This is a genomic window from Aromatoleum anaerobium, from assembly GCF_012910705.2.
GTDB classification, from domain to species: domain Bacteria; phylum Pseudomonadota; class Gammaproteobacteria; order Burkholderiales; family Rhodocyclaceae; genus Aromatoleum; species Aromatoleum anaerobium.
The window spans coordinates 986302-1002013 of the sequence record NZ_WTVG02000040.1 but is presented as its reverse complement, the minus strand read 5'-3'; the positions used below and the strand labels follow the sequence as shown (position 1 = coordinate 1002013).

The 15712-nt window shown below is 64.4% G+C and carries 16 protein-coding genes; 5 read left to right on the top strand and 11 right to left on the bottom strand.

Translation table 11 applies throughout. The annotated features are described in order from the left end of the window. The first annotated feature begins 173 nt into the window (after positions 1-173). Genes GO606_RS20260 through GO606_RS20245 form a run of 4 tightly spaced genes read left to right on the top strand, consistent with a single transcriptional unit; the run spans position 174 to position 5714 of the window. Positions 174-2711, top strand: coding sequence for a membrane-bound O-acyltransferase family protein (locus tag GO606_RS20260; protein ID WP_169116683.1), 2538 nt, complete (start codon positions 174-176; stop codon positions 2709-2711). Positions 2712-2733: 22 nt separating this feature from the next. Next, positions 2734-2991, top strand: a complete 258-nt coding sequence (locus GO606_RS20255; protein ID WP_169116684.1) for an acyl carrier protein — start codon at positions 2734-2736, stop codon at positions 2989-2991. A gap of 6 nt (positions 2992-2997) precedes the next feature. Then, entirely contained in the window at positions 2998-4566 is a 1569-nt protein-coding gene (locus GO606_RS20250) for an amino acid adenylation domain-containing protein (protein ID WP_169116685.1), read from the top strand. After that, the gene (locus tag GO606_RS20245; RefSeq protein WP_169116686.1) at positions 4566-5714 is read left to right on the top strand and encodes an acyl-CoA dehydrogenase family protein; all 1149 of its coding nucleotides are present in this window, start codon (positions 4566-4568) and stop codon (positions 5712-5714) included. Before GO606_RS20250 ends, GO606_RS20245 begins: the two co-directional genes overlap by 1 nt. A gap of 20 nt (positions 5715-5734) precedes the next feature. On the opposite strand, the gene GO606_RS20240 is transcribed toward GO606_RS20245, so the two are convergent. The 3 genes from GO606_RS20240 to GO606_RS20230 form a co-directional block, all read right to left on the bottom strand. After that, positions 5735-6901 carry a right-handed parallel beta-helix repeat-containing protein gene (locus GO606_RS20240; RefSeq protein WP_169116687.1) on the bottom strand — a complete coding sequence of 389 codons (1167 nt, stop codon included), beginning with the start codon at positions 6899-6901 and terminating at the stop codon, positions 5735-5737. Between the two features lie 126 nt (positions 6902-7027). Then, on the bottom strand, positions 7028-7879 hold the full coding sequence (gene argB / locus GO606_RS20235) for an acetylglutamate kinase (protein WP_169116703.1): 852 nt from the start codon (positions 7877-7879) through the stop codon (positions 7028-7030). Positions 7880-8040: 161 nt separating this feature from the next. After that, a complete protein-coding gene (locus tag GO606_RS20230; protein ID WP_169119476.1) occupies positions 8041-8460 on the bottom strand; it encodes an Hsp20/alpha crystallin family protein in 420 nt (139 codons plus the stop codon). 129 nt (positions 8461-8589) lie between these two features. On the opposite strand from GO606_RS20230, the gene GO606_RS20225 reads away from it, so the two are divergent. After that, positions 8590-8814, top strand: a complete 225-nt coding sequence (locus tag GO606_RS20225) for a cysteine-rich CWC family protein (protein ID WP_169119477.1) — start codon at positions 8590-8592, stop codon at positions 8812-8814. Here GO606_RS20225 and nudB read toward each other — a convergent pair. From nudB to GO606_RS20185, 8 genes are all read right to left on the bottom strand, one after another. Then, on the bottom strand, positions 8811-9281 hold the full coding sequence (nudB, locus tag GO606_RS20220; RefSeq protein WP_169119478.1) for a dihydroneopterin triphosphate diphosphatase: 471 nt from the start codon (positions 9279-9281) through the stop codon (positions 8811-8813). The genes GO606_RS20225 and nudB overlap by 4 nt on opposite strands. Next, the gene (locus GO606_RS20215) at positions 9281-9724 is read right to left on the bottom strand and encodes a barstar family protein (RefSeq protein ID WP_169119479.1); all 444 of its coding nucleotides are present in this window, start codon (positions 9722-9724) and stop codon (positions 9281-9283) included. The genes nudB and GO606_RS20215 overlap by 1 nt, the downstream gene beginning before the upstream one ends. Then, positions 9721-10086, bottom strand: a complete 366-nt coding sequence (locus GO606_RS20210) for a guanyl-specific ribonuclease (protein WP_169119480.1) — start codon at positions 10084-10086, stop codon at positions 9721-9723. The genes GO606_RS20215 and GO606_RS20210 overlap by 4 nt, the downstream gene beginning before the upstream one ends. A 64-nt stretch (positions 10087-10150) precedes the next feature. Continuing rightward, a complete protein-coding gene (locus GO606_RS20205) occupies positions 10151-11773 on the bottom strand; it encodes a response regulator (RefSeq protein WP_169119481.1) in 1623 nt (540 codons plus the stop codon). Between the two features lie 169 nt (positions 11774-11942). Next, a complete protein-coding gene (aspS, locus tag GO606_RS20200) occupies positions 11943-13742 on the bottom strand; it encodes an aspartate--tRNA ligase (protein WP_169119482.1) in 1800 nt (599 codons plus the stop codon). A gap of 44 nt (positions 13743-13786) precedes the next feature. Then, the gene (locus tag GO606_RS20195) at positions 13787-14413 is read right to left on the bottom strand and encodes a DUF502 domain-containing protein (protein ID WP_169119483.1); all 627 of its coding nucleotides are present in this window, start codon (positions 14411-14413) and stop codon (positions 13787-13789) included. Between the two features lie 15 nt (positions 14414-14428). After that, positions 14429-14695 (bottom strand): FmdB family zinc ribbon protein, encoded by a 267-nt coding sequence (locus tag GO606_RS20190; RefSeq protein WP_169119484.1) that lies wholly within the window; start codon positions 14693-14695, stop codon positions 14429-14431. Positions 14696-14828: 133 nt separating this feature from the next. Then, positions 14829-15680 (bottom strand): prepilin peptidase, encoded by an 852-nt coding sequence (locus tag GO606_RS20185; protein ID WP_169119485.1) that lies wholly within the window; start codon positions 15678-15680, stop codon positions 14829-14831. Positions 15681-15712: the final 32 nt, after the last annotated feature.

The window sequence follows — 15712 nt, the reverse complement described above, 5'->3', positions numbered from 1 at the left end:
ATGCTAAAGATGTAACGGAAGGAAATTGCGCCAGAAAATTCTTGAGCAATTCAAGCGGCTGTTCCTAGAATGACAAAGGGGAAAAAAGACCTGACCTGACACTGCGGCGCGCATTGGTATCAGGGCCACGCCGACAGCGCCGTCTGGAGCCAATCTTTGAATTGGAGACTGCGATGACCTTGACGGCCGTTCTTGCGCGGGCGCCCGGCCAGATTGCCGGTGAAGCGGCAGAAAAGGGACAGATCAGCCTGGTCAATTATTTTCTTGTCGTCGCACAGCTCGCACTGCTGCTGCTGCTTCTGCGCCAGTTCCAGATCGAATCCGCCGCGTTTCTGCGGCTTGCCATGCTCGCCTTCGCAGGTTTCGCAATCCACGCCTGGCTGCCATTGCGCATGCGGTTGCCGTTTTTTGTGATGCTGAGCCTGGCCGGGATCGGCGTCGTCATGGGCGGTGTGAATGCGGCATGGCTCGTGACGATCAGCCTCGCTCTGGTCGGTATCTGTCATCTTCCGGTGTCCTTCGCGTGGCGCGGGGCGCTCTTGTTGGGCGCAGCGGGCATCCTTGCACTGCAACGTGCCGGCCACCTGCCGTTTCCGTGGTCGGACGCGATCTGGCCGATCCTCGGCGCGATGTTCATGTTCCGGCTGATCGGCTATTTCTATGATCTGCGCCATGACAAGACCCCCCCGTCGCCTGCGCAGTCGCTGGCCTACTTCTTCATGTTGCCGAATGCCTGCTTTCCGCTTTTCCCCGTAATCGATTTCAAGACCTTTCGGCGCAACTACTTCGACGACGATGCGTATCGTATCTACCAGGTCGGCATCGACTGGATGGTGCGTGGCGTGATGCATCTGATCCTCTACCGCATCGTCTATTACTACCTGACGCTGGCGCCGCACGAGGTCGCCAATCCGGCCGAGTTGATCCAGTACCTCGTATCGAATTTCCTCCTCTACCTGCGTGTTTCCGGTCTATTCCATCTGATTGTCGGAATGCTCTATCTGTTCGGCTTTCGTCTGCCCGAGACGCACAACCGCTACTTGCTGGCGTCGAGCTTTACGGACTTCTGGCGGCGCATCAATATCTACTGGAAGGAGTTCATGCAGAAGGTCTTCTATTACCCGGCGGTATTCAAACTGCGCAAGCTGGGTACGGAGAAGGCCTTGGTGCTTGCCACGCTGTACGTCTTTCTCATGACGTGGTTCCTGCACGCCTACCAGTGGTTCTGGCTGCGTGGGACGATGCTGCTCGTCGCGCAGGACATGCTGTTCTGGGGCATCCTCGGCTTGCTGGTGGTGGCCAATTCGCTTTACGAGATGCGGCATGGTCGTGCCCGCAGCCTCGGGACGCCGACCCGAACGTGGCGCACGACCGCTGTGCTGGTGTTCAAGACCTACGCCACGTTCTGGTTCATTTGCGTGCTGTGGTCATTCTGGACGACCGAGTCGCTCGGTGCGTGGGTCTCGTTGTGGGCTGCGCTGGGTGGGGAGTACACCGCCCGGATGCTGCTGTATCCGTCCGTGGTGCTGGCGGTCATCATTGCCGGCAGCATCCCGCGCGAGTCCCTGCGCAATGTGCGTGCCTCCGCTCAGGATGATCGCACCTGGATGCGGAGCCGCCTTGTCACCGTTGCATCACTGTTCGCGCTCCTCACCGTGAGCGTCGAAGCGCTGCACCTGCAGCTCGGCAAGGATTTCGGCACCTTCGTGCATTCGCTGCGTTCGGGGCAACTGAGCCGACTCGATACCGCGCAACTGGAGCGGGGCTACTACGAGAACTTGCTGTCGGTCGATCGCTTCAACTCCCAGTTGTGGGAGGTCTATATGAACAAGCCGAAGAACTGGCTGGATGTCGAGAGCACGAACTTGAAGCACTTTGTCGGAGGATTCGCGCAGACCGAACTGATTCCGTCCTTTGTTCAGACCACCAAGCACGGCACGATCAGCATCAACCGTTTCGGTATGCGCGATCGGGATTACGAAGCCCTGCCTGCCGCCGGCACCTTCCGGGGAGTCGTCCTGGGGGCGTCGTCGGTGATGGGCTGGGGTGTGGGTGACGGCCAGACTTTCGAGGCGGTGGTGGAGGACCGGTTGAACCGGGAATGGGCCGGTGGAGCGTTCGACAAGTACGAACTGCTCAACATGGGCGTGCCCGGTTATCAACCGCCGCAGCAGTTGGTCATGGCAGAGAAGGCCTTCGAATTCCAGCCGCATGCAATCTTCTATATTGCAACCGGGCACGAGATTTCCCGTGCGGCGGCCTACCTTGCCGAAGCTGTCAATAAGGGCATCGACATTCCCTATGACGGTCTGCGGGACATTGCGAGCAAAGCGGGTGTCACGGTCGGGATGGACGAGGGAGAGGCTCGCAAGCGACTAACGCCCTATCGTCGGGAGGTGCTTACCTATGTCTATGGCCGCATTGCTGAGGAGTCGCGCAAACACGGCAGCGTGCCGGTGTGGATCTTCCTGCCCCAGGTGCGGGAAGGTAGCTGGCAGGAAGAGACGGCCGAGGCGGTCGCCGTCGCCGACGCGGCGGGCTTCGTCGTGATTAACCAGGAGGACGTCTACAAGGGGCGGAACATCGACGAAATTCGGCTCGCCGAGTGGGATGATCATCCGAACGTGCGCGGTCACCAGTTGATCGCGGAACGACTCTTCGATGGCCTGGCGGAAAAGCGCGAGGTCATTTTCCAACCAGCCGGGCGCTGATTGATTTGATAGTGAGGCAGCGATGGAGACCAGCATCGACTTCCGCAGGATCGTCAAGGATTACATCCTCGAAGAGTTTCTACCGGGCGAGAATCCGGATGAACTGACCGATGACCTGCCGCTGATCAGCGGCGGGATCCTCGATTCGATCGCCACGCTCAAACTGGTTCTGCATTTCGAGGAGCAGTACGGCATCGTGCTCGAGGCCCACGAAGCGGACAAGGAACACCTCGACACGATCCGCAGCATCGCCAGTCTCCTCACCTCCAAGGCGAGGTAGCGCGATATGTCGAATCCACGCCCGCTGCATCAATTCCTCTGCGACGCGGCCGCCCTCCATCCGTCGCGCATCGCAGTCGTCGAGCCTGAGCGGGGGGCGATCAGCTATGCCGCGCTCGACGCGTTGTCCGACCGGTTGCGTGACCGGCTCGTCACCCTCGGCGTGCGCCCCGGCGACCGGGTGGGTCTCTACCTGCGCAAGTCGATCGACGCCATCGCTGCGATCTACGGCATTCTCAAGGCAGGTGCCGCCTACGTGCCGGTCGATCCCGACGCGCCGCCCCCTCGCAATGCCTACATCATGCACAACTGCGCCGTGCGGGCGGTCGTCATGGAGAGGCGCCTCGAGGACCGTTTTTCCACGGAATTTTTCGAGCTCGGAGAGCTGCCGCCGTTGCTGCTGCTCGACGGAGCCGGCGGTGGCGGTCCGCTCGCCCGCCTGCTGGACGAAGCGGACGCGCAGCGGCCGGCCGCGGCGGCGAAGAACGCGATGTCGCCGCCCGAAGATCTCGCCTACATCCTCTACACGTCGGGCTCGACCGGAAAGCCGAAAGGCGTGATGCTCTCGCACGACAACGCCGTGAGTTTCGTCGACTGGTGTTCCGCGGTGTTCGAACCGCAGCCGGATGACCGCTTCTCGTCTCACGCGCCGCTGCATTTCGACCTCTCGATCCTCGACATCCATGTCGCCCTCAAACATGGCGCGGCCCTCGTGCTGATCCCGGAGGAACGGGGCAAGGACGCGCTGCATCTGGCCAGGCTGATTGCCGAGGAAAGGATCAGCATCTGGTACTCCGCGCCGTCGATCCTCAGCCTGATGGCGCAGTTCGGCGATCTCCGCAGCCAGGACTGCTCTTCGCTGCGCCTCGTCCTGTTCGCGGGCGAGGTGTTCCCGGTCAAGCATCTCCGGACGCTGTGTTCGCAGTTGCCGCAACCCCGCTATTTCAACCTCTACGGCCCGACCGAAACCAACGTCTGCACCTACTACGAAGTTGTTCCGCCGGTGCCTGACGAGCGTACGTCGCCCTATCCCATCGGCAAGGTGTGCGAGCACCTGCGTGGCAAGGTCGTCGACGAGCACAACGCGCCGGTGAAGCCGGGAGAAGAGGGCGAACTGTGCATTACCGGCAGCGGCGTGATGCAGGGTTACTGGTCGTTGCCGGAGCGCACCGCGGAAAGCTTCCTCGTCGATGACGACGGAACGCGCTGGTACCGGACCGGCGACATCGTCGTCGAAGCAGCCGACGGAAACCATATCTACCGCGGCCGGCGCGACCGCATGGTCAAGCGGCGCGGCTACCGGGTCGAGCTCGGTGAAATCGAGGCGGGGCTGTATCAGCATCCGCTGGTCAAGGAGGTTGCCGTCGTCGCCGTGCCGGATGCCGAAGCGGGTGTGCGGATCAGCGCATTCCTGAGCAGCAAGGGGACGGACAAGGCCTCCCTGATCGAACTCAAGCGCTTCTGCGCGGAGCGGATACCGCTGTACATGATCCCCGACCATTTCAAGTGGCTCGATGCCCTGCCGAAGACGTCGACGGACAAGACGGACTACCAGCGACTCAAGGAGCTGGGCTGATGGACTTCGCCTATTCCGAAGAGCAGAAACTCCTGCGCGACAACATCATCAAATTCGCCCGAGGCTCGCTCAATGCGTACGTTGTTGAGCGCGATCGCGAGCAGGTCTTTTCCCGCGACCTGTGGCGAGAATGTGCCAACGTCGGCATTCAGGGCCTGCCGGTTCCCGAAGCGTATGGCGGGACCGGCCTCGATGCCTTGTCATGCGCGATGGTGCTGGAGGCGCTGGGCTATGGGTGCAGGGACGGTGGACTCGTGTTTTCGCTGTGCGCCCACCTGCTCGCCTGTGTGGTGCCGGTATGGCGGCATGGCAGCGAGGAACAGAAGCGTCGTTATCTGCCGGGGCTGTGCGACGGCACCCTGGTCGGCGCCCACGCGATCACCGAACCCGATTCCGGTTCGGATTCCTTTTCGATGCGCACCCATGCCGAGCGCGACCGCGACGGCTGGCGCATCAACGGCACCAAGACGTTCATCTCCAACGGTCCGGTCGCCGACGTTGCGGTGGTGTTCGCGGTCACCGAACCGGCCAAGGGTTTTCACGGCGGAGTGACCGCGTTTCTCGTCGAAAGCGATACCCCCGGTTTTTCCGCGGGACAGAAGTTCGAGAAGCTCGGGCTGCGGACGTCGCCGGTGGGAGAACTGGTGTTCACCGACATGTATGTTTCACCGTCGGCCGTGCTCGGTCAGGTCGGGGGCGGTTCCGCTGTGTTCTCCACGGCGATGGACTGGGAGCGCTGCCTGTTGGTCGCGAGCCATGTCGGAACCATCGAGCGGCTCCTCGAGACGTCAATCTCCTATGCGCGCACGCGCAACCAGTTCGGCCAGGCGATCGGAAAGTTTCAGGCCGTGGCGCACAAGATCGCCGACATGAAGGTCCAGCTCGAAGCCGCGCGGCTACTCGCCTACCGCGCCGCGTGGCGGCTCGAGAACCTGCGCAATGCGTCGCTGGATGCCGCAATGGCAAAGCTGATGGTCAGCGAGTCCCTGCTCCGGACCGCCCTCGACACGGTCCATCTGCACGGCGGCTATGGCTATATGGTCGAGTACGAGGTCGAGCGCGCGTTGCGTGACGCGGTCGGCAGCACCATCTATTCGGGCACCTCCGAGATGCAGCGCAACATCATCGGACGCTGGCTCGGGCTGTAGGCTCGTTCAACCTGTTGTAGCTATCGCGCATCGCCAGCGCGCTGGAAGGCTCCGGGTGTCCAGTGCGCGGGGGCGGTGAGCGGCCGCCGGCCGATCGGGAGCTGGAATTCGGCGTCGGGAACGACGTCGCCGTCCGGGCTGGTCGGGACGTTTTCGCCACGTCCACGCAGCAGCGAGCCGGGTGCGAGCGAAAAGTCGAGAGCTTCGATATCGTTCAGCATCCCGCTCAGCGCCGGGAAGTTGCCTCGGAATTCGCCGCTGGCGCCGAGCGTGAAGGCGCCGAGCCCAACCACCAGGTTATTGACGCCCCGCACGCGGACATCCGCGCCGATACGATCCCTCCATACGCGCAGGAACCAGGCGCCGAAGGTGTGGGCGCTCGTCAAGGTGTTATGCGACAGTACAAGCGCGTTTTCCGGCCAGGCATGCCCTTCGGCACCGTAGGCGACAACGACGGGATTGTGCGTCCTCGCGCTTTGACCGATCACATTGCCGACGAGCGTCGCGTCGCCACCATTGGGCAGGTCGATTTCGTATGAGGCTTCGCCGGCGCGCCCGTCATAGATCAGGTTGTACCGGAGGTCAGTGCGTCGTGCACGCGACTTGATCAAGTGGCCGCGGTATCCGTTATGGAAGCGGCTGCCGAAGATCTCGAGTCGCGCAATCCGCCCGGCGTAGAGCAGATGGGGCAGGGAGTGCTCCTGGCGCGGCGCGTCGGTGAACAGGCTGTCGTCGATGCGCAATTCGGCGTCGATGAAGTTGCTGGTGAGGATCCCCGTCTGGTTGTCGACGAATGCGCAGTTGCGGACGTGCAGCTTACCCCGCTCGAAACGGATGCCCGCGCCGTTGCCGTCGGGGACGCGGGCGCCCTGAAACTCGATGTTGTCGATGACGAAGTCGCCATTGCGGATCACCCAGATCGCCTTGTCCTCGGCGCTCCTGCCGTCGGCGATCAGTACCGGCCGCTCGCCGACGCCGCGGATCGTCAGTCGCCGTTGCGTCCATGAGGCAACGGCGCCGCGATACTCGCCCGGCTGGATTTCGACGATGTCCCCGTCCCGGGCGAGACGTGCAGCCTCTGCGATGGAGGTGATTGCCTCGTCCGGACCCACACGAAGCGTCGCGGAATGCGCAGTACCAGCAAGGACCAGCCACAGCAAGCTGACGACTACAGCGCGCAGGCGCATGGAAGGAGGCCGAGGCGAGGTGATCGGCAGGCGGGTCGTCGAGCGGTGCCCCTGCCGGCACGGTTGAGTGCAGCGCTGCCGGCGGACTGCCGTGGATGTTCCCGCCACGCAGTCCGCCAGAAGGCGTCACTTGCTCTTGATCATCGTCCCCACCCCATGGTCGGTAAGGATCTCCAGCAGCAGGCAGTGTTCGACGCGGCCGTCGATGATATGCACCGATTTCACGCCGTTGCGCGCCGCGTCGAGCGCCGAACTGATCTTCGGCAGCATGCCTCCCGACAGCGTGCCGTCGGCGACCAGGTCGTCGATCTGGCGTGGTGTCAAGCCGGTCAGCAGGTTGCCGGCCTTGTCGAGCACGCCCGGCGTGTTCGTCAGCAGCACGAGTTTTTCCGCCTTCAGGATCTCGGCGAGCTTGCCGGCGACGACGTCGGCGTTGATGTTGTAGGTCTCGCCCGCTTCGCCGACACCGATCGGGGCGATCACCGGGATGAAGTCGCCCTGGTCGAGGAAGGCGATCAGGCTCGGGTCGATCTTCGTGATCTCGCCGACCTGGCCGACGTCCACGACGTCGCCGGGCGCCGCGTCTTCCTTCTGCATCAGCAGCTTCTTCGCGCGGATGAAGCTCGCGTCCTTGCCCGTCAGGCCGACGGCCTTGCCGCCGTGCTGGTTGATGAGGCTGACGATCTCCTTGTTCACCTGGCCGCCGAGCACCATCTCGACGACTTCCATCGTCTCGGCGTCGGTGACGCGCATGCCCTGGATGAACTCGCCTTTCTTGCCGACGCGCGCGAGCAGGGTTTCGATCTGCGGCCCGCCGCCGTGCACGACGACCGGATTCAGGCCGACGAGCTTGAGCAGCACGACGTCGCGCGCGAAGCAGTCCTTCAGGTGCGGGTCGGTCATCGCGTTGCCGCCGTACTTGATGACGACTGTCTTGTCGAAGAAGCGCTTGATGTACGGCAGCGCCTCGGCGAGGATTTCGGCCTTGCGGGCGGGGGTGACGTCGGTGGGGGCGGGGGCGGGGGCATCGGGGGTTCCTGGCGGTGGACTCGCGCCATTCTAAAGAGTCGGGCCACAAAGCAGAAGCCGCAGCCCCTCGACGAGGGAGTGCGGCTTCACGCGCGAGGGAGGGCCGGGGATCAGTCGATCGTCAGGCGCTTGGCCTGTTCGGGCGCTTTCTTCGGCAGGCTCAGTTCGAGCACGCCGTCATTGAACTTCGCGCTCGACTTGCCTTCGTCGATCTCCTGGCCGAGCTGGAAGCTGCGCGACACCTTGCCGAAATAACGCTCGGTGCGCAGGATGCGCTCGCCTTCCTTGACTTCCTTTTCCTGCTTGCGCTCGGCGCTGATCGACACGACCGGGCCGTCGATGTGGACGTGAATGTCCTCCTTCTTGATGCCCGGCAGCTCGGCGTGCACCTGGTACGCATTCTCGTCTTCCTTGACGTCGACACGCATCTGCGGCGCTTCGCCCTGGAGGCCGGCGGTCATGTCGACGGGACGAACGAAAAACCCGCGCAGCAGATCGTCGAACGGGTCGCGACGGATGAGATTGCTCATGTTTTCCTCCTGTGCGTCATCATGGGTTTGAACCGCTTACGTAGCCAATATAGGGGTGGGAGGGGGCTTTTCAAGCTTCTGCCAGCGCGAAGAACGTAATATCTCGTGTCCTGTCCGGAGCATTTCCACATGAGCGACATCATCGAGAGCACGATCGCGAACGACGTGGCCACCAACAATTGTCCGCGTTGCGGCGCCGCCTTTACCTGCGGCATGGAGGCCGGCTTGCCGGCGTGCTGGTGCGCCGCGCTGCCGTCAATGGAGGCGATTCCGGACGCGGGGATCGGGTGCTACTGTCCGAACTGCCTGAAGACGCTGCTGCGCGCGGCGGGCGAGCGGCCCGCAGCCCTTTAGCCGGGAGCGTCCGGTTGCTGCGCAGTGAGGCGCGGCAGCATCAGGATCGCGTCGCGGTTGGTCCACGACGACGCTTTCCCGGCGGCTTCCGCGAGCGGCAGCCACAGCTGCATGCGGTGTTCGGCGGACGCGAGCCTGACCGGTCGCGGCGCGGGGACGCAGAGGCTGAACACGTGTTCGGTGTTGTGCGTGACGCCCGGCGCGTAGCGCGCGCGCCAGTCCTTGAGGATTTCGAAACGGTTGGTGAGGTGCCAGTCACGCAGCTGGTCCGAAGACACTGTGAGGCCGGTTTCCTCGTTCACTTCCCGAATCGCCGCCTGCAGTGGCGATTCGTCCGCTTCGAGGCTGCCGGTCACCGATTGCCAGAAGCCGGGGGGAACCACCCGTTCGAGCAGCAACACCTGGAGCGTCGCAGTGTGGATGACGACGAGGACCGAGATCGGCCGTTTGTACGGCAGTCCCGCCATCACAGCGTGCGCAGGTGCACGATGCCGTTTGCCGTGAGCCCGACGAAAATCCACATCGGGATGCCGTCCGCAGCCCGTTCGCGCGCAGCTTCGTCGAAGGTTTCCAGTGCGGCGATGAAGTCGGCTTCGGCCGCGACGCGGAAACGATCCGCATGTTCGAGGATGATCACGTAGCCGTCCGCCGGGAGCCACGCCATGTCGGCAAGGCAGTCGGCAAGCGCGTCCCAGTTCTGCCCGAACCAGTCCGGAAACTCGAGGCCGGCCGCGACCCGGGCGAGAAAATCTCCCTTGTCCGCGCAGCCGGAGAGATCGACCTGCAACACCGGGAAATCAAGCTCGCGCGCGGCGCGGGTGATCGCCTCGGCGCCGCGCTGCGGCAGGTGGTAGACGCCGGCGCGGTCGGGCTGCTGCAGGACGGATGCGAGTTCGTTTTCGGCGATCATGGCTGAGGCTGGATTCTCCGGAAACTGCGGTAATGGTCATCCGTATAGTAGAACACGGCGGGCGGGTCCCCGCCGGTGACGAGACGCCGTGCGCCACGATCCCGGGAACCCGGTGTCGGCACGGTATATTCACGATAGTAGCCGCGCGGGCGCTGCGGCAAGAGCCGCTCGCGGTTCTGGAACACGACACCGTCGCGGCGATAAGGAAACGGGCCGCCGCGCTCGATCAGCTGCAGCGTCGCGATCGCCTCGGGCGGCAAGCCGTGCAGTCCGGCGGCGGGCGGCGCGTCGCGCGTGCAGGCGGGCAGCGCCACCAGCGTGGCCGCGAGGAACAGTAGGAATTGGAGTGCAAGTCGGCGCATCGGGTCTCCCGTGGGTGGCCTCTTCCGGCCTGGAAATCGATGGAGGAGTGGCTGGGGAAGGGCGTCAGGCTGGTGGGCGAACGCCGTATTTTCTCGTCAGTTGCTGCATGAAACCCGTGATCGCCTCGAGGCGCGGATTGGCCGGATCGAGCCTGCGCGTGCGGGCGATCAGGTTGCGGGCCTGGGCGGCGAGGCGCTCGTTCCAGCCACGGTTCTCGATGTGGCGCAGCAACGCGAGCGCCGCATTGAACAGCACATGCGGATTGCCGGGCATTTTTTGCACCGCGCTCAGCATTTCCTGCACCGCGCCGTCGTAATCGCCGCTCCTGACCTTGTCCGCGCCGGCCGCGATGAGACCTTTCACTTCAACATGCACCCGTTGTTCGAGTTCTTCGGACATGTCCTCGCGCCCCTTCGCGCGCAGCATCGCCCGCGTCGTCTCGACTGTCCGCTCATCGGCGGAATTGCGCAGGATGTCCATCACCAGCATGCTGCCTTCGGTTTCGAGATCGTTGTCCAGGCAGGCTTTGGCGAGCTCCTGCTTCATCCCGACGGACAGGCTGGAGACGTCCGCGCCGTCCCGGATCGCGGCCTGGAGCGCGGCCTGGGCGCGCGCGGGCGAGCCCGTCTGGTTGTGGTACAGGGCTTTGGACAGCGAACTGCACAGCGCCGTCGCCGGCAGTCCGTCCATCGAGCGTTCGAGATCCCGGATCGTCGATTCGGCCTCGCTGACCCGGCCCTGGCCGAGTTGCGCCCGGACCAGCCGCACGTGGTCCTCCGGGTCGCGAAAATCCGAATATTTGCCTTTGCGCACCACTTCGGCGAGCGTGCGCTCGGCGCCCTGGTGGTCGCCGACCGCGAGCAGGACGTTGCCCAGGTGGCGCAGGCGCCCGATCCTGTGCGGCGACAGCGCGACCGCGCTGGCAAGAACGTCGCGGGCCTGGTCGATGCGGCCGCTTTCCTCGCGGGTCCGGGCGAGCCAGTCGTAGGCGTCGATATAGCGGCGGTTCTCGGCGACGAGCGACGTCAGGATTTCTTCGGCTTCGCGGTATTCCTTCCTCGCGAAAAGCATTTTTGCGAGGCCGAGACGCGCCCAGGGTATGGCCTTCGCAGCGAGGATTTCCCGGTAGAGCTCTTCGGCGGCGTCGGTGTGGCCGAGTCCGCCATGCAGTTCAGCTTCAAGCCGCATGAAGTCGATGCCGTAGCGGGCGTGTTCGCTGCGGCCGCTGATGCACGCCTCGATCGCGTCGTGCGTTTCCCCCGCTTCCATCAGCCGATACACCGGGCGAAAGGCTTCACGCTTTTCGAACGCGCGCACCAGGCGCGAATGGAGGGTGTCGGGGGTGAGCGGCTTGAGAATGTAATCGTTCGGCGCGAGCTCGGCAGCGCTGATGATCCGCTCGTAGTTGCGCTCGCCGGTGATCATGATGAACAGCGTGTCGAGGGGGATGATGTCCCGGGTTCGCAGGTCTTCGAGCAGGTGCTGCCCGTCCTGGCCGTCACCGAGGTTGTATTCGCACAGGACCAGGTCGTAGCGCCGTTCACGCAGGCGGGTGATCGCCATCCCTGCGGATGGCGCGAAATTGACCGTGGCGATGCCGATGTTGTTGAGCATCGTGCGCAACTGGCCACGCATGCCCTGGTTGGCTTCGATGATGAGGACGGTGATGCGGTCGAGGTCTGCCATGAGGGTGCGACGGGATCGTGGAGGGCGCCGGGAAACGGGCCGTGCCGAAGCTTACGGCATCGGGAGCGCGATTTTTAGGTCCTTTCGCCGGTGCCGTTCGTCACGGCAAACAAAAAAGGGGCAGATGGTGTCCCACCCGCCCCGTGTCGCTTCGGGTATTCGGCGCCGCTCAGGCCTTCGCCACTTCGACCTGGGTTTCGATCTTCTGCCGCAGGCGGATGTGCAATTCGCGCAGTTGCTTGTCGTCGACTTCACCCGGCGCATCGGTCAAGAGGCACTGGGCGCGCTGCGTCTTCGGGAACGCGATGACGTCGCGGATCGACTCGGCGCCGGTCATCAGCGTCACGACGCGGTCGAGGCCGAACGCTAGTCCGCCGTGCGGCGGTGCACCGTACTTGAGCGCGTCGAGCAGGAAGCCGAACTTGAGCTGCGCTTCCTCGTCGCCGATGTTGAGTGCGCGGAACACCTTGCTCTGCATGTCGGCGCGATGGATACGCACCGAGCCGCCACCGATCTCCCAGCCGTTGAGCGCGAGGTCGTACGCTTTCGCGAGGCATTCGCCGGGAGCCGATTCGAGCAGCTCGACGTGCTCGTCCTTGGGCGCGGTGAACGGGTGGTGGCACGCGACCCAGCGCTTGTTCTCGTCGTCGTATTCGAACATCGGGAAATCGACGACCCACACCGGCGTCCAGGCGGCGCCGCTGACGTAGCCTTTCTCGTGGCCGAGCTTCGTGCGCAGCGCGCCGAGCGCGTCGTTGACCACCTTGGTCTTGTCCGCGCCGAAGAAGATCAGGTCACCGCTTTCGGCGCCGGTACGCTCGAGGATCGTGCGCAGCGCCTCTTCGTGCAGGTTCTTGACGATCGGCGACTGCAGGCCTTCGTCGTTCGGCTTCGTGACGTCATTGACCTTGATGTACGCCAGGCCCCGCGCGCCGTAGATGCCGACGAACTTGGTGTATTCGTCGATCTCGCCGCGGGTGAGCGTGGCACCGCCCGGCACGCGCAGCGCCGCGACGCGTCCGCCGCTCGTCGCCGGACCGCTGAACACCTTGAAGGCGACATCCTGCACCGCGTCGGTGACGTCGGTCAGCTCGAGCGTGACGCGCAGGTCCGGCTTGTCGGAGCCGTAGCGGCGCATCGCCTCGGCGTGGGTCATGCGCGGGAACGGATTCGGCAGCTCGACCGCGAGCGCTTCGCGAAACACGTAGCGGATCATGTCTTCCATGATCGCGGTGATCTCGGTCTCGTTGAGGAACGAGGTCTCGATATCGACCTGCGTGAATTCCGGCTGGCGGTCGGCGCGCAGGTCCTCGTCGCGGAAGCACTTCGTGATCTGGTAGTAGCGGTCGAAGCCGGCGACCATCAGGAGTTGCTTGAAGAGCTGCGGCGACTGCGGCAGCGCGAAGAACTGGCCCGGATGGACGCGCGACGGCACGAGATAGTCGCGTGCGCCTTCCGGCGTGCTCTTGGTCAGCATCGGCGTCTCGACGTCGATGAAGCCCTGCGCGTCGAGGAAGCGGCGGAACGCCATCGCGACCTTGTAGCGCAGCATCAGGTTCTTCTGCATCTGCGGGCGGCGCAGGTCGATGACGCGGTGCGCGAGGCGCACGTTTTCCGACAGATTGTCGTCATCGAGCTGGAATGGCGGCGTCACCGAAGCATTGAGGACGGCGATGGTGTGGCACAGCACTTCGATTTCACCGGACACGAGGTTCGCATTCTCGGTGCCGGCCGGGCGGCGGCGGACCTTGCCGGTCAGCTCGATGACGAACTCGTTGCGGATCGATTCGGCGGTGTGGAACGTCTCGGCGCGGTCGGGATCGCACACCACCTGCACGAGGCCTTCGCGGTCGCGCAGGTCGATGAAGATGACGCCGCCGTGGTCGCGGCGGCGATGCACCCAGCCGCACAGCGTGACGGTCTGGTCAAGGTCGGCGGCGGTGACTTGGCCGCAGTAATGGGTTCGCATGGGTTTGGTTCCGGAAACGAAGCGCGGGCGGTGGGGCCGCGTGGTTACTCACTGAGCAGGGCAGGGCGGGGGCGCGCGCTGCGCACGGCTGGCGCGACCACCCCCATCGAAATGATGTACTTGAGGGCTTCATCGACGCTCATGTCGAGTTCGATGACGTCTTCCTTCGGCATCATCAGGAAGAAACCGGACGTGGGATTCGGCGTCGTCGGCACATAGACGCTGACGTGGTCGCCTTTCAGGTGATTGGCGGCATCCCCGCCCGGCGCGCCGGTGAGAAAGGCGATCGTCCACGATCCATGGCGGGGGTACTGCACCAGCAGGGCTTTGCGAAAAGCCTGGCCGGTGCTGGAAAAGAGGGTGTCGGAGACCTGCTTGACCCCGTAGTACAGCGACTTCACCACCGGAATGCGGGCGAGCAGCGCTTCCCAGTAGCGCACGAGCTTCTGGCCGATGACGTTCGCGGCGACCAGGCCTGTCGCAAGCACGATCAGCAGCCCCACGACGAGGCCCGCGCCCGGAATGTTGAAGCCGATCGCGTTGCGCGGCTGCAGGCCGTCCGGCAGCCACTCGATGATCTGGTCGAGCGTGCCGACGATCCACGCCAGCACCATGAAGGTGATCGACAGCGGGATCCAGATCAGCAATCCGGTGATGAAGTATTTCTTCACGCGCCGCGGCCGCGCTCAGCCGGCGTGACAGGCACACGCCCCGCCGCAGCCGCCGGCAGGAGCGCTCGCGGTTTCGGCTGGCCGGGGTGCCGGGGTGCCGCCGCCCTTGAAGTCCGTCGCATACCAGCCGGTACCCTTGAGCTGGAAGCCCGCGGCCGAAACCTGCTTGACGTAGGTGCCCTGATTGCAGCTCGGGCAGGAAGTGAGCGGCGCGTCGCTCATCTTCTGGAGATGTTCCTTCTGGAACCCGCAACTGTCGCAACGATATTCGTAAATGGGCATGGCAACCTCCGGAAAGCAAGCGCGTAAGTCTAACGCAACGCATCATGGGCGAGAAGTGAGCGACGGCGGGACTCGGCCCGCTGTCGCGCCGTAGATGAGGGCGACGCCGTTCGTTTCAAGCCTGCGGGGCTGGTTACAGACTGCCGAGGTACAACTCGGTGAGCGGCTTGCCCCAGAACAGCGCCAGCACGCCGGCCGCGGCGAGATAGGGGCCGAACGGAATCGGCACGTCCCGGCCGTGCCGGGCGAAAACGATCAGGCCGAGGCCGGTGACTGCGCCGACGAGCGACGAGAACAGGATCGTCAACGGCAGCATCTGCCATCCCAGCCACGCCCCGATCGCGGCGAGCAGCTTGAAGTCACCATAGCCCATGCCTTCCTTGCCCGTGGCGAGCTTGAACAGCCAGTACACCGCCCACAGCGCGAGGTAACCGGCGATCGCGCCGACGACGGCCTGCGGGAGTTCGCTGTACGTGCCGTCGAGATTGAAGAGCAGGCCGAGCCACAGCAGCGGGAGGGTAAGGCTGTCGGGCAGCAGCTGGGTGTCGAGATCGATGAAGGCGAGCGCGATCATCGCCCACAGGAAAAGCATTGCGCCGGCGGCCGTGAGGCCGAAGCCGAAGTGCCACGCGGCGTAGCCCGAGAGCACCGCGGTGAGCAGTTCGACGACCGGGTAGCGGCGGCCGATGGGCGCGCTGCAGTGACGGCATCGCCCGCGCAGGGCAAGATAGCTGACGACCGGGATGTTCTCGAATGCGGTGATCAGGTGGCCGCAGTGCGGGCAGCGCGAGCGCGGCACCGCCAGGTTGTAGGTTTCCTGCTCGGGGAGCGATTCGCCGCGCAGCTCGGCAGCCTGGGCGTGCCATTCGCGCTCCATCATGCGCGGCAACCGGTGGATGACGACGTTCAGGAAGCTGCCGACGAAAAGGCCGACGAACGTCGCGAGCGCGGTGAACAGGAGAGGGTCGTGAAAGAGGTCGGGCATCGGGCGGGAGGCTTGATTGAATCCACCCGGCG

What these genes read in the sequence shown, in the direction of transcription:
- GO606_RS20230 (WP_169119476.1), bottom strand. Translation starts at nt 8,460, where the DNA reads ATGAGCAATCTCATCCGTCGCGACCCGTTCGACGATCTGCTGCGCGGG.
- GO606_RS20215 (WP_169119479.1), bottom strand. Translation starts at nt 9,724, where the DNA reads ATGATCGCCGAAAACGAACTCGCATCCGTCCTGCAGCAGCCCGACCGC.
- GO606_RS20225 (WP_169119477.1), top strand. Translation starts at nt 8,590, where the DNA reads ATGAGCGACATCATCGAGAGCACGATCGCGAACGACGTGGCCACCAAC.
- GO606_RS20245 (WP_169116686.1), top strand. Translation starts at nt 4,566, where the DNA reads ATGGACTTCGCCTATTCCGAAGAGCAGAAACTCCTGCGCGACAACATC.
- GO606_RS20250 (WP_169116685.1), top strand. Translation starts at nt 2,998, where the DNA reads ATGTCGAATCCACGCCCGCTGCATCAATTCCTCTGCGACGCGGCCGCC.
- nudB (WP_169119478.1), bottom strand. Translation starts at nt 9,281, where the DNA reads ATGGCGGGACTGCCGTACAAACGGCCGATCTCGGTCCTCGTCGTCATC.
- GO606_RS20190 (WP_169119484.1), bottom strand. Translation starts at nt 14,695, where the DNA reads ATGCCCATTTACGAATATCGTTGCGACAGTTGCGGGTTCCAGAAGGAA.
- GO606_RS20260 (WP_169116683.1), top strand. Translation starts at nt 174, where the DNA reads ATGACCTTGACGGCCGTTCTTGCGCGGGCGCCCGGCCAGATTGCCGGT.
- aspS (WP_169119482.1), bottom strand. Translation starts at nt 13,742, where the DNA reads ATGCGAACCCATTACTGCGGCCAAGTCACCGCCGCCGACCTTGACCAG.
- GO606_RS20240 (WP_169116687.1), bottom strand. Translation starts at nt 6,901, where the DNA reads ATGCGCCTGCGCGCTGTAGTCGTCAGCTTGCTGTGGCTGGTCCTTGCT.
- GO606_RS20255 (WP_169116684.1), top strand. Translation starts at nt 2,734, where the DNA reads ATGGAGACCAGCATCGACTTCCGCAGGATCGTCAAGGATTACATCCTC.
- GO606_RS20210 (WP_169119480.1), bottom strand. Translation starts at nt 10,086, where the DNA reads ATGCGCCGACTTGCACTCCAATTCCTACTGTTCCTCGCGGCCACGCTG.
- GO606_RS20205 (WP_169119481.1), bottom strand. Translation starts at nt 11,773, where the DNA reads ATGGCAGACCTCGACCGCATCACCGTCCTCATCATCGAAGCCAACCAG.
- GO606_RS20185 (WP_169119485.1), bottom strand. Translation starts at nt 15,680, where the DNA reads ATGCCCGACCTCTTTCACGACCCTCTCCTGTTCACCGCGCTCGCGACG.